Raw genomic sequence first — 12,761 nt, forward strand, 5'->3', positions numbered from 1 at the left:
TTTTAACGTTGAAAGGTTTAAAATGAAAGTGAATGTTTAAAATATGAGCTGATTCGCATTAATCTATGCCTGCTTAATTGCTTCATGACTAAAAGCGATAGCAACTGATTATTCAGTTAATTCAATAAACCCAAATCTGATAGCTGAGTAACTAATAAGTGTGAGTTGCTGACTTTGTCGATGCTTTAAATGGGTTTGCATATTGTTAACTATTACAAACCCATTACAGAGATGGATTAAATTTATTTATTGCTTAACTTTGGAGTAGGCGAAAACTAATCTTATAGTATTGTTGTTGATTAGGATAAATCTCAGTGATCACTTGCTTCAGTTCTGTGAGCGTCATATTTTCTGCTTTAGCTTCAATTTCTGATAGTTCATCTAGCGTAATCGGTTCAACATTAAGCACTTCAATTTGGCAAAACCAGCGATTTTGTTCAAACGTGGCGACTTGTAAAATTTGGCCTACTTTAAAGTGTGATTCTTGTTCATCCCGCAGGTAATAGTTTTGTGACCCGCTAAAATGTCATGTTCGAAGCGTTCAAAAAAAAGTGATGTTATTATTCATTAAATACTCTCAAGTGGTCTAATTATTAGCGCGGTTATGTAATTGTTTATGTAACTTTAGCCCTGTCGCTTTCATCAAATAGCCAAAAATTGCACCAACAATTAATGCTGGAATGACGGCTTGCCAGTTGCCGTTAGTGGCAAAGGTGGCGCAACAACCGATAAATGTGCCGGGAATAAAGCTAAGCCAATGCTTTTTGGCTTGTATACACATAAAGGTGGCGACAATTCCGGTGGCAAAATAACTGACATATTCAACACCCGCCATACTCGAGGTTTTAATGATAACCATGGCCCAAAATACGCCACTGAGGTTAGTTGCAATTGAAATCGCTAATCCTTTTAAGCCATCAATAGGCGAAGCAAAATAAGTGGTACAGCCTAAAAAACCTGCCCAAGTGATGAGACCAAGTGTGATAGATAACCAGCCCCAAATACCCGATAAAATTCCGGTGGTGATAGCTATTGCGAATAACTCAGACATAACGACTACTCAGAAGTGTAAAAAACTAACGGATTATAGCGATATTTGTATAAAAACATAACTATTGTTTGAAAAATGAGATTAAGTCCTGAAGGAAAGGTGTCTTGTTGAAATAAAGTATTTTAATAGGAAATAGATTACAGCTATCGTTTTTTCTAATTGATAATAATTCGCATCTAAGCTGGGGATTGGATATAATGATTACAGTTTCAGATAGGGGGCTATCTTATTATGTATTTGCAACAACTTCTTTGTGACACTGCTAAAGCTTGGGATTTATCTCATGCTGAGTGTGAATGTCACGCTTAACCTAACATCATTTATTTGCTTCACTCCATTCTATATTTATTGATTTATCAATTTTAGGCTCTTAACTTAGGTTAAGAGCCATTTTTTATAGCTTATTTATGCCAGTTGGGTTTGCTTGTCAGTCGATGTACGCATCCAAATTGAATACATGACTGGAACCCAAATAAGTGATAGCAATGTGGTTAACAGCGTACCGCCAGCAATCGCTATCGCAAATGGTGGCCAAAAACCGCCACCCGCAATAATTAACGGTAAAAAACCACCCACAGTGGTGATGGTGGTTGAACCGATATGACGGCCACAACTACTGACTGCAGAGATAATGGCAGATAGATCTCCTTGACGGCATTTAGGATCGAGTTCTAATTCGGCCAAAATTACAATGGCGGCGTTAATGGCAAGTCCCATTAGACCAAGCAACCCGATAATAACGGTAAAACCAAAAGGGTAGCCAAAACTGTAGACGGCTAATAACCCTAGTCCTGCCGACTGTAGTGCACTTAATAAGATAATTGCCGTTAATCTAAATGAATTAAATGAGAGTACTAAGGTGGTTAGCAGTAAAGTGAGTACTAACACAATATTCGATAGTAAATTGCCAACCGCTTCATTGCGTTTTGCACTTTCGCCACCGACTTCAATGCGATAGCCTGCGGGTAACTGAATTTGATTAATGGCGGGCATAATGTCAGTTAATACTTTGGCCGGCAAAACGCCACTGGTTAGAATCGCTTCAACGGTATTGATTCGCTCGCCGTTTCTTCTTGGGATCACTGCTCGGCTGACCTTGATAGAAATATCAGCAATGGCGCCTATCGGTAATTGATGGCCTAGCTGCGTGATCAAGTTAATCTGTGCCAACTGTTGTTGCTGTTGACGTTGTGATTTATCTAATCTCACTCGAATAGGAAGAAGCTCGGTGGTTTCAATCACGCTGCCACCAATCACGCCTACGGTTGCCATCTGTACTTGATTGGCTATTTCTGTATGACTAATGCCAGCAAGACTACTGTCATGCTGTTCTACTTCAAGCCAGACTTTAGCGCTGCCAGGTGTGAGTGTTGAACGTGTGTGTAGTACATCAACATGTTGGCTTAATATAAGCCTTGCTTGATCTGCTATTGCGGTTAAATTATCAAGGTTTGGGCCAAATATTCTGAGTTCAATTGGTGCGTTAAATGGGGGGCCTTGTTCTAGTTTTCTGACCATAATTTGCGCTTTTGCAAAGCGCTCATCTAAAAGCTGTTGTAGTTTTGGAATGAGTTGATTTGCCGTATTAAAATCGGTGGCTTTAACCATGGCTTGCGCATAGTTCTGTGCTCCACGTTGACGCTGCATTAAGTTGTAATAGAACGAAGGGACATTACCTCCTACAATCCAATCAAGTTGTTCAATACCTGTTTGCTGACGAATAAATTCATCGATGATTAGAATTTGCTTATGTGAATAATCGATACTCGCATTCGGTGTCAAAAATACCTCTATTTGGAACATATCTCGATCTGATGGCGGAAAGAACTGTTCGGTCATTTTGGTTGAAGCATAAAAGCCAATAAGGGGAATGACACCAATGACAATGGCGCTAAAAATGGGTTTTTTTAGCGCAAATGAAAGTGAGGCTTTAAAGGCATTAGCAACAGGTTGTAGTGCAAGGCCTGACTGATACCAATGTTGTTGTTCGTTTTGACCAAAACGGCCAGCAAAACCGGCAATAATGGTGTGTGAGATTAAGTAAGAGCCTAATAGGGCAAACATCACTGAAATCGCAATGCCGCCGACAAACTCTCCAGCAGCACCAGGCATTAATACAATCGGAGCAAAGGCGAGCATAGTGGTAATTGTTGAGCCTGCTAATGGCAGCCATAAATGACTTAAGGTTGCTTTCACTGCGGCAATAGCCGATTGACCTTCACGCCTTTTTTGAGCGATAGCATCAACAATCACAATTGCGTTATCGACCATTATTCCTAGTGCAACCACCAATCCAGTGACAGACATTTGGTGGATAGGTAACCCTGTAAATTTCATGCAAGCGAGCGTAAATAATGCTGTTAATGGCAGAGATAGCGCCACGATTAAAGCATTTCGTAAGCCTAACGTGAGCATTAACACGGTCACGATTATCGCAAAGCCAAGCAGTAAACTTTGGATCAGTTCATTAAGCCTGAGGTTGGTATAGCTTTCCTGTTCAAATAACCAATTAACTTTAATATTGGCTGGTAATGTTTGCTCAAATTGAGTGACAGCCTCTCGCACCGTTGCTAACCATAAATCGACTCTATGAGTATTAAGCATTCTGGCGGCAATCATGATCCCTTGTTGGCGTTCAATTAAGGCTATTTCACTTGCCGGAGTCCGTGGTGTGCGGCTAATAGTAGCGATATCAGCTAATTGGATCAGTTGTCCTGTCGCAGTAATTTTGATTGGTACTTGGCCGATACGAGTGACTGAATCTAGTTCTCCTGTGACTTCAATCAATGCACTGATATGCGCATTATTAATACTACCCGCGGCAATTTTACTATCGGCTTGCTTAAGGCATTGGCGATTTGACTTGGGGTTAATGCTAATTGAGTGAGTTTATCGGTATCGAGTGCAACCAATATTTCTTCGTTAGGTTGGCCATATAATTGGGCAAAATCAGTCCCATTTAGGTTTCTTAATTTATTTTCGAGTGCCTTGGCATAGCGATTAATAATGGTTATATCGCTTTGGCTCGCACCTTGCCAAGTTAGTCCTAAAATCAAGGTGTTAGCGTAACCTAACTGGTCATCTAGCACACTATTTTGGGCTTCTAACGGTAATTGGTATTGAATATCATTAATGAGATCGCGAGCGCGTGACCAAACGGGGACGGTATTTGTGACGGTGTCTTTGAGCTCTAATTGCAATACCGAGAAGCCCGGCCTTGAGGTTGATTGGATCAGTTTTACCTCTTCCAAACGACGCAGCTCATTTTCAAGCGGTTCACTGACAAGTGCCTCTACTCGATTGGCGGAGGCGCCGGGATATTGAGTCACAACCGTGGCAAAGCGGTTGGTAATATGGGGATCTTCCATTCGTGGCAAGCTTGAAATCGCCCCTAAACCTGCGACGACTAATAATGCAATCAGTAAACTGGCAATACGGCCATTATTAACAATGGCATTAATAAATTTATTCATTGTTAGTCACCTGCGCGTTAGCTTTGCTTAGGCTGACATATTGGCCTGCAACCAGTTTGTGTAGACCTTGGGTGACGATTTGTTCGTTATCATATAAAGCGCCTGTGACATACGCTTGATTATCAGCGTTTACGAGAATATTCACATCTCTTCGTTCTAAGGTATTAGGTTGCTGTTGCTGATTAACTACATAGACATTCCAACGTCCTCTACGGCCATCGGTTAAGGCTGACAATGGGATCCAGAAACCTTGTTCAGCGAGTTCTTGTTGATATTGAAGTTGTGCTAATTCACCATTAAATACTTGGGCGTGGGGCGGCAGTAATACACGGATATCAACGGTACGAGTTTGAGGGGTAACTTGGCCGCTATTACCGGCAATCACGGCTTGATAGCTTTGCTCATCGACTTTTATTTCGACCTTTGAGCCAATGATGAGGGTTTTGGCTAGATTGATTGGGACACCAATATGAGCTTGGCTTTGCCCTTGACCGACTAAGGTAAAAATAGGGTTAGATTGACTAATCACTTCACCAACTTGATGAAAGCGCTGACTGATCGAGCCATCAAAAGGGGCGACTAGGTTAGATTTATCTATTTTCAATTGTGTTGCACTCATTGCCGCGATGATTTGCGCTTGCGCGGCTATTAGGCTGGCTTGTTGGCCGATGGTTTCATCCAGTTGTTGGGCTGAAACATAGTTATCTTGTTGTAGCTGACGATTTCGTTTTAATGCCGCTTGAGCGACATTAAGATCAGCTTGATTTTGGGCCAAGTTTGCTTGCAACTGCTTAAGCTCTGCTTGTAATAATTGATCATCTAATTGCGCTAATAGTTGTCCTTGTTTGACGGTATCACCACTATCGACAGCGATATTGTCAAGTTTCCCCGCCAGCTCAAATCCAATCGTCGTTGTATTGACCGCTTCAATTAACCCTGTGTATTGATGCTGTTGTTGGTAACTAGATTGCTGCTGTAATGTTTGAGTTATGACGGGAGTCGGCGCGGCTGTTGTTATTGTCGCTGTTGAACTGTCGCATGCGGCGAGTAATAACACACTAAATGGCAAGATACGTATCATTAGCGGACGAAATAGAGTCATGATGCAACCATAGTTAATTAAATGTTAATTAGACTCGCTAGTCTAGTTAATAAAAACTGGACTGTCTAGTTTGATTTTTGAACAGTATTGAGTGATGATTGATGAAAAGGTCAGTGTTAGGGATATAACATGAACATAAAAACGCCTACTCAGAGTCAATTAAAGCAACAACAAATACTCAATGCGGCGATTACGCTTTTTTGTCACCAGGGATTTCCACATACCAGTATGGATGAGGTAGCAAAATTAGCAGAAGTATCTAAACAAACTGTTTATGCTCACTTTGGTAATAAAGATGAGCTGTTTATTGCGGCAATAGAATCACAATGTGTGGTACATCAATTAGGTGACACACTATTGCAAGATATTGAAGATCCACAGGCATGCTTACTCAAGTTTGCGCAGCATTTCTCTGACTTAATTATTAGTGAACCCGCGATCACTGTGTTCAAGGCTTGTGTGGCGCAATCTGAAACCCATCCACAAGTTTCACAAATGTATTTTGCTGCTGGACCTGAGCATGTACTAGGAATACTTGGTGAATACTTTACTAAGTTAAATCAAACAGGTAAGTATAGCTTTGATGATCCACATCAATGTGCCGTACGTTTATGTTTGATGCTTTTTGGAGAGTTAAGATTAAAGTTAGAGCTTGGCTTGGACGTTGATTCTTTACTGGCAAGTCGAGACAACTATATAGCACAAACCGTAGCAATGTTTATTCGGGCTTACCAAGTTTAATTTTCAGATATAAAGACATTAGAAGGAGATATTATGCGTTGGTCATATGCTTGTTTGAGTGTGTTACTGCTGAGTGCAACTGCCTCGGCAAAACCTGAAATCAAGCCCTATTCTTTACAGGTGTCTGGTATTCAAACTGAGCAAGTATCGGTGCCGAGTCAACAGCTGGCTTTAGAACGGCAAAATATCAACATTAATGCGGGGATGAAGTTGCCACTCTCAAAACAACTTTTTATGAGTGTGAGTGCTGGATTTACTGATACACAATATGATTGGCAAGCAGATAATGCCAATATCGTTATGCCGAGTTGGGATAGCGTAAAACGTTATAATATGAGTGTAGGGCTAAGCTACCGTTATGATGAACATTGGATGTTTATTGTCGCACCTACCTTGCAATATGCTTATACCGAACAAGCGTCAATGAGCGATAGTGACAGTTACGGTGTGGTCAGTTCAGCCATGTATCGCTTTGATAATGGCAATATGTTAGGCGTTGGTGTGGCTTATTTAAATGATTTGCAAAAGGTGCGTACTGTGCCTTACTTAGCGATTAATTGGCAGTTGACCGACAAGCTCAGCTTGGCTAATCCATTTAAAGCAGGCTTTAGTGGGCCAGCAGGCTTAGAGCTTAGGTATGCGCTGAGTCAAGATTGGTTATTGGCGCTTGGTAGTTCTCGCCGTACACAGCGATTTATGATTAATCAGGCACAAGATGTGGCTGAAATTGAAGAGTGGATTGGGTTTGCAAGGGCAAGCTATCAGCTTAATCAGAATGTAATGTTGTCAGGTTATGCGGGATATTTTGTTGATTCGCAGTGGTCGATTAATGATGATACCGGGATTGATATAGATAACCAAGGCGCATTGGCCTTGGCTATTGATGTTGCGTTTTAAACCAATATTATTGGCCTAACATCTCTTGTTTGAGACTCTTTTGGCTAGGTTCTTTACCTAGCCAAATGTCGATTAATGCAACTCTAAATGCTTCGCCTTTAATCGCTTCACCTTGCTGCTTACCATTTTTGTATGCCGTTACACCGTTGGCTTTATCAGCCACTAATGTAAATTGATCGCCTTCATTAATTGGGCTATTAAATAGCGACATAAAAGCACTAATTTGGCTGGCGATTGGCGCAGTATTATTGTCTGTTGCATCATCAAAACCTTCATTGATTGCATCAGTCATTTTTTCAGCGGTAATCATACCTGAGGTGATATTTAAACGGATAACCGCAACCGGTTGATTAAGGATATCAGCCACATCTTGACTCGCTTTAGGCAGGTATAGGCTACCTACATAAAGATCGATAAAGAACTTTGAGCGAATACCTGCACCGTTTAGCTGGAGAGATTGATCATTGATAGTAATCTGCTCTGGCACATTAACACCAGAGATCTCTTTTGCTTGAACTGCAATAGGAGCCAGTAAACTGGCGATGATTGTCATTGTTGAAAGTAACTTCATTATTATCTCTTTATTATTGTTATGACTAGCCACGAACGCCGAGCTTATATTGCCCGTTTTGTTCAAATTGAATGGCTTGCTTTTGTTTACCTGAGATGAGAATTGGACCGTCATCAAAAAATAGGAAACATTTCCAATTACGGACAAACACATCCCAGCGAGTTTCGATAATTTGGTATTTTTCATAGCAGAAGTAGACCGTTACATCATCTTTCCACTCTATAAATTCAGCAATTGGCTCTGGTAGGATATTGTCTTCGCTGTCCCATGCACTTTGCCAATGTTCAGTGGCTTGCCAAGCATTATTATTAGCAGGCCAGTCACCTTTACTGAATTGATCGCATCGGCTACAGCGGTTGCTGATCCACTTGTTCCAAACTTCCATTGAACTCTTTTGATCTAACGGTTTAATTGCCGCTTTATCTTCGTCGCTAACAGGCAGTTCTTGGTGGTTAAAAATCCACTTGCGTGGGTATTGCGCCAATGGGATATAAGTATGTGTCAACGTTGCTCTCCAAATGTCATACCAATTACTTTTAGTCAGAATTGGTATCAGCACTAACATCAGTGCTGAATAATGGCGTGATTATAACCTTATCGGGATAGGGCTGGCGAGTGCTTCAATGGTTGGGCCAGTAATAACGGACAGAGCTGATATTCAATGGTATCTGCAAGGCCAATCAGATCGTGTCGTTCCTGACAGCTAAGTAACTGGCTAATAATAGTATTAAGCTGGCTCTGTTGTTCAATATTGACAGCAAGTTGCTGCAGTTGCTCAATGCATATTCGGTACTGCTTGCTGGCGTTAACTTCATGTCCCAAGCGGTAGGCATCAGCTGTTTGTTGCAGTTGCTTAATCAGGTTAGTTAGCATCAGTTTGACTCCATAATGGACAGTTTTCTATATAAGCACTGTGTGGATCTTTTTGATAAAAACGGATGTCAGGATGTTGGCTAATAAAGTGCTCTAAACTGCGCATATAGATGATAAAGCTTTGTATTGTTGGTGTTGTTTGCCCTAAGTAATTTACCAAGGATTTATCAGCATGTTGTCGTTTTGGCCCTAACGCACCATCTTGCCAAGACGCATGGGTTTTATTGTGTGCGTAACAAAATCGGTACCGATTAAAATGATCTGTTTAGGTGATAGTCGAGTTGCAATATCGACAGCAGGGTGAATTACGCTGCCATTACAGAATAGACGTGTTTTAGGGTATTGCTGGTGGATATGATCGAAAAATTGACTATTGCCGTAAGCATTAAACTTCGGCCCTTGCCACTGACTTATAAGTTCTGAATCTACACGTGGAAAGTACAATAAAGGGGTATTGTTTAATAGTTCAGTGGCGAGATGTTGATTAGAAATTTTATCGTCAATGCTTACAATTATGTCGGGCTTAATATTAGCGGCGGTGAGTGTCTTCATTGCAGTATCGACAGCAATAATAAAACTACTTGCTCGTTGTTGTTTAATAAAGTCAAGTTGCTGCTCTAAGCTGGGACCTGCGGCAATTACAATGGCTTGCTTTATTGGTTTAGATTGTTCAATAAAGATCTTAATATCTGGATCATTTTTTAAATGTTCACTATTTTGTTGAAGTCTTTGTTGGTGGCTTTTATTCGTTAATTGGTGCTGACTGTTAATGGCTTCAAGATTAAGCTCCATGTTGATGAGATCGGTGAGCTTATAATTGTTAGGATCAGCTAATTGTAGATCGGCTATACAAGATAAGTAAGGTTGTTGTGGGTACTCATGGTGGCAATAATGTAAATTGATACGGTTATCATCTAACCAAGTGATTTGGTCGCTATAACAGATAAGTAAAGCAAATAGCTGGATATTTAAAATATGAATATGTAACTGCTGTAGCTGAGTTTGTAATAACAATTGTTTGGCAAGATCACCCATACCAATGCCATAAACATGGATATTGTCACAGTTTGCTGGCAGCTGTTTTATCTGTAATTGTGCTTCTGCAATGGGATCATAGCAGCTGGCTAGTTGGATCCCATTAACCTGTATCGCTTGCGTATTGCCCTCCACCAAACAAGCCTCTAATTGACTTATATCCTGCTGGCATATCAACTCGGCAAGATGCGGCCACCGTTGATTAATAATGGCGAGGTTTATATTTAAAAAATGGCTCATGACAAATCCTTTGGTCATGTAGGCGCCGTTTAGGTATTAATATTAAACGGCGCTTAAAGTGAGGTTATTGAGTACAGAGTGTTAAGTACTTATTGGCCATGACATTATTGGGATCTAACTCTAGAACTTTTTTAAAACAATAGTCGGCAGTATCGAGCTGTTTAAGTTCAAGCATTAAGTTGGCAAGCGTGAGCCAAGTTAAGGTATCTGTAGGATGCTTATCTAAATAATCAAGATAGGTATTAATTGATAGCTGATATTGGCCTGCTAATTTCAATAAATGCGCATATTGAGTCGTATATTGTTCGCTATATTGTATCAGTTGCTGTAAGGCATTAAGGGCAATATCAAGATTTCCCGTATCCAGTGCTAATACGACTAATAGTTTATATTCGGGTTCAGTAAATTGATCCGTTGCTAACTCTTGTAAACAAGTTAATGCTTGTTGTTTATCACCCAAACATTGATACATGTAGCTTTGGCTTAAATAAGCGAGTCGATTAAGCTCTGGAAATTGAATTACTGCATGGCGTAGTTGCTGAGAAAGTAACTTCAAGCCATTGATATTTTTATGATTGACTAAATGCATTAATTTACCCAAAACTTTCAAGCTTTCATTTTCACTATGCCAGCGTTGTGTCAGAGTTTCACTGCGTTGTTGCTGTAGAACATCGGCTTTTTGTTCTAATTCATTAAGTAATAATTGCTCTGTTTCACTAAGAGATGTTCGCTCACGCTGGTGCCAATTTAGCCAATATTCAAATCGTAAATACTGTTGATCCTGCTGCCATTGTTCAATCAGTTGTGGTAATTGTGTATTAGGGTCTAATTCAAGCAGACGTTGTGCTATACGCTGACACGATTGTCTGTGTAGTTTAGTGAGTTGCTGACAAGTTTTTAGATAAGCTTCATAATAAATTTTGGTGCGTTTATCGTTATCTTGTTGCTGCCAATTTTGTTTATCTTTAGTGGTTAAGAATGGTAAAAAATATCGAAATCCGAAGCTATGTATATAATGCTTGAATGATTTATTGCGATTGATTTTGCGCTCAAGCTTTTCAATTTGATTTAGTTTTTTTTGTCGCTTGGGATCTGTTTCTGATAAGTTCTGGATTTGGCCTGCAAGTTCAAATGCTTGTTGTGCCCATTGCTCAATACTTACAATCTGACTCAACTGCTTGTTAGTATTCGTTAATGCTTCGTTAAGCATAGCGCAATGGTCGAGTTGATAACCGCTATCGACTAAGTGATGCAGATATTCTGTTACATTAATATCAAGTTTGCTGCACAACTTGATAGAGTCCATCGCTTGATATTTGACGCCTTCCACTTTGGCTGCATTGATATTGAGATTAATAAAGTCAATATCGGGATGCTGAGCGATTCGAGCCTGTACATTCATACAAGCCTCGTATAAATAAACTGGGGCTTCTGCCATTTCACCTTTATAGGTTTCTAGGTTGCGGTAAATGTTACCTAAATTGGGACCAACAGCTTGTTCTAGTGAACCTTTTGCATGTGAAAAACCTTGCTTAGAGTGGCACATATCTAAGCCGCTAAATAAAATTTGTTTAAAGCCCATATTAATGGCTAGTAATAATGCCGAGTTAGTGACAGTTGGGCCATCGACAATAAGGTTATCTTGTTCATCCATGACATTATTTTTTAATTCAGGTAATAATTCTTTTTCATAACGATTACCAAGATATAGGGATTTTCCAGACCATTGACCAAGTACCAGTGGTGATACGTGATAAGCATTAACTAAAATGCTGTGTTGCGCAAATTGACGCATTTCTGCACTGACGGTATAGCAGTTTTGGTAAGGGTCGATGCAAACAATAATATCTGGGGTAATGCCTATTTGCCCTAAACGTTTACTGATCCGTGAAACTGCAATGACAATTAATTGCTGTCTATGTGCTTTAATCCAGTCTAAATGTTCATCAAGAGAGGGGCCTCCGGCCAAAATGATGGCTGTCTCGCCATTAAATCGCTGCTTTAAAAACTTAGCTGGAAGCCGATTGTCGGCGGCATTTAATAAGCGAGTATTCATAAAATCGCTAAGGTGTGATGATTGTGCTAGCTCATAACGCAGATTTTCTAAAGTCAGTTCTAACGCTTGACGAATGGTTAAATATCCTTCGTGGTGATTATTTGAACATGCTGTTGATAAGTGAACATCATATCGATTTTGATTAATGTAAAGTGCGTACTTTTCATTATGGATGAGTTCTTGAAATTGTTCGATAGTGACAATATTGATATAGGGTTTGGCTTGCTCATCAAGCTCACAATTAAGTAGAGCAAGCACTTCTGGCATCTCTATGAAAATAAAGTGACTATCTTGGGCGCGTGTTGACGCCATCACATAATTAGCCAATAACCCTGAGTCGATGCCAATAATGATATGTAGGTGGTTTTGAGTGGCAAAGGCGGACTTAAATTTTTTATCGAATAGACTTGTTGAATCAACTTTTTCAAAGGTTTGTCTATTAATACTTGGTAAATAGGTTTCATCAAATTGGTTAACAGCGAATATAGGCTGAATAGTCGTAAGTGATAGTGACATTTTTCCCTCTGCTTAGCGCAATATATTGTCATGTTTTTGGCGTGTACTACTGATGATGGCCAATATTTCCTGAATGTATTAGTTATACAAAAGCTATGCCAGTCATATTAATTTGAATTGAAACCGTTATTTTCATCTCTTTGCGTCAACTAATTGGCAAAATTATTTGGTATAAAACCTGCATTACTTAAAAGTAATAAAATGTT

The 12,761-nt window shown here is 39.9% G+C and carries 10 protein-coding genes and 2 pseudogenes; 2 read left to right on the forward strand and 10 right to left on the reverse strand.

Going from position 1 to position 12,761, the window contains the following annotated elements; translation table 11 throughout:
- Nucleotides 1-253: 253 nt before the first annotated feature.
- From yqfB to JCM15074_RS18795, 4 genes and pseudogenes are all read right to left on the reverse strand, one after another.
- Nucleotides 254-564 (reverse strand): annotated as a pseudogene (gene yqfB, locus JCM15074_RS24115) (N(4)-acetylcytidine aminohydrolase).
- Between the two features lie 22 nt (nucleotides 565-586).
- Nucleotides 587-1,051: a DUF1097 domain-containing protein gene (locus JCM15074_RS18785; protein WP_025823305.1), complete on the reverse strand. Its 465-nt coding sequence runs from the start codon at nucleotides 1,049-1,051 to the stop codon at nucleotides 587-589.
- A gap of 405 nt (nucleotides 1,052-1,456) precedes the next feature.
- Nucleotides 1,457-4,524 (reverse strand): annotated as a pseudogene (locus JCM15074_RS23080) (efflux RND transporter permease subunit).
- Nucleotides 4,517-5,626, reverse strand: coding sequence for an efflux RND transporter periplasmic adaptor subunit (locus tag JCM15074_RS18795; RefSeq protein WP_037470028.1), 1,110 nt, complete (start codon nucleotides 5,624-5,626; stop codon nucleotides 4,517-4,519). Before JCM15074_RS18795 ends, JCM15074_RS23080 begins: the two are co-directional and overlap by 8 nt.
- A gap of 129 nt (nucleotides 5,627-5,755) precedes the next feature.
- Here JCM15074_RS18795 and JCM15074_RS18800 point away from each other — a divergent pair, with 129 nt between their 5' ends.
- Together JCM15074_RS18800 and JCM15074_RS18805 are read left to right on the forward strand one after the other, a co-directional pair.
- Nucleotides 5,756-6,367 carry a TetR/AcrR family transcriptional regulator gene (locus JCM15074_RS18800; RefSeq protein WP_025823309.1) on the forward strand — a complete coding sequence of 204 codons (612 nt, stop codon included), beginning with the start codon at nucleotides 5,756-5,758 and terminating at the stop codon, nucleotides 6,365-6,367.
- Nucleotides 6,368-6,400: 33 nt separating this feature from the next.
- Nucleotides 6,401-7,264 carry a hypothetical protein gene (locus tag JCM15074_RS18805; RefSeq protein WP_025823311.1) on the forward strand — a complete coding sequence of 288 codons (864 nt, stop codon included), beginning with the start codon at nucleotides 6,401-6,403 and terminating at the stop codon, nucleotides 7,262-7,264.
- Between the two features lie 7 nt (nucleotides 7,265-7,271).
- On the opposite strand, the gene JCM15074_RS18810 is transcribed toward JCM15074_RS18805, so the two are convergent.
- The 6 genes from JCM15074_RS18810 to JCM15074_RS18830 all read right to left on the reverse strand — a co-directional run bounded on the left by JCM15074_RS18810 (nucleotide 7,272) and on the right by JCM15074_RS18830 (nucleotide 12,555).
- Nucleotides 7,272-7,835, reverse strand: a complete 564-nt coding sequence (locus JCM15074_RS18810; protein WP_025823313.1) for a chalcone isomerase family protein — start codon at nucleotides 7,833-7,835, stop codon at nucleotides 7,272-7,274.
- 25 nt (nucleotides 7,836-7,860) lie between these two features.
- Nucleotides 7,861-8,340, reverse strand: coding sequence for a DUF2947 domain-containing protein (locus tag JCM15074_RS18815; protein WP_025823315.1), 480 nt, complete (start codon nucleotides 8,338-8,340; stop codon nucleotides 7,861-7,863).
- Between the two features lie 89 nt (nucleotides 8,341-8,429).
- Complete coding sequence (locus JCM15074_RS18820) at nucleotides 8,430-8,708, reverse strand: hypothetical protein (RefSeq protein WP_025823317.1); 279 nt, start codon at nucleotides 8,706-8,708, stop codon at nucleotides 8,430-8,432.
- A complete protein-coding gene (locus tag JCM15074_RS24455) occupies nucleotides 8,698-8,868 on the reverse strand; it encodes a hypothetical protein (protein WP_159105319.1) in 171 nt (56 codons plus the stop codon). The genes JCM15074_RS18820 and JCM15074_RS24455 overlap by 11 nt, the downstream gene beginning before the upstream one ends.
- Before the next feature lie 29 nt (nucleotides 8,869-8,897).
- Nucleotides 8,898-9,983, reverse strand: coding sequence for a motility associated factor glycosyltransferase family protein (locus JCM15074_RS23085; RefSeq protein WP_051536961.1), 1,086 nt, complete (start codon nucleotides 9,981-9,983; stop codon nucleotides 8,898-8,900).
- A gap of 64 nt (nucleotides 9,984-10,047) precedes the next feature.
- Nucleotides 10,048-12,555, reverse strand: coding sequence for a 6-hydroxymethylpterin diphosphokinase MptE-like protein (locus tag JCM15074_RS18830; protein ID WP_025823319.1), 2,508 nt, complete (start codon nucleotides 12,553-12,555; stop codon nucleotides 10,048-10,050).
- Nucleotides 12,556-12,761 lie beyond the last annotated feature (206 nt).

It is taken from the genome of Shewanella marina JCM 15074, from assembly GCF_000614975.1.
Taxonomy (GTDB): domain Bacteria; phylum Pseudomonadota; class Gammaproteobacteria; order Enterobacterales; family Shewanellaceae; genus Shewanella; species Shewanella marina.

Coding starts and splice junctions, on each gene's coding strand:
- JCM15074_RS18785 (WP_025823305.1), bottom strand. CDS start 1,051: ATGTCTGAGTTATTCGCAATAGCTATCACCACCGGAATTTTATCGGGT.
- JCM15074_RS18830 (WP_025823319.1), bottom strand. CDS start 12,555: ATGTCACTATCACTTACGACTATTCAGCCTATATTCGCTGTTAACCAA.
- JCM15074_RS18810 (WP_025823313.1), bottom strand. CDS start 7,835: ATGAAGTTACTTTCAACAATGACAATCATCGCCAGTTTACTGGCTCCT.
- JCM15074_RS23085 (WP_051536961.1), bottom strand. CDS start 9,983: ATGAGCCATTTTTTAAATATAAACCTCGCCATTATTAATCAACGGTGG.
- JCM15074_RS18805 (WP_025823311.1), top strand. CDS start 6,401: ATGCGTTGGTCATATGCTTGTTTGAGTGTGTTACTGCTGAGTGCAACT.
- JCM15074_RS18800 (WP_025823309.1), top strand. CDS start 5,756: ATGAACATAAAAACGCCTACTCAGAGTCAATTAAAGCAACAACAAATA.
- JCM15074_RS18820 (WP_025823317.1), bottom strand. CDS start 8,708: ATGCTAACTAACCTGATTAAGCAACTGCAACAAACAGCTGATGCCTAC.
- JCM15074_RS18795 (WP_037470028.1), bottom strand. CDS start 5,626: ATGACTCTATTTCGTCCGCTAATGATACGTATCTTGCCATTTAGTGTG.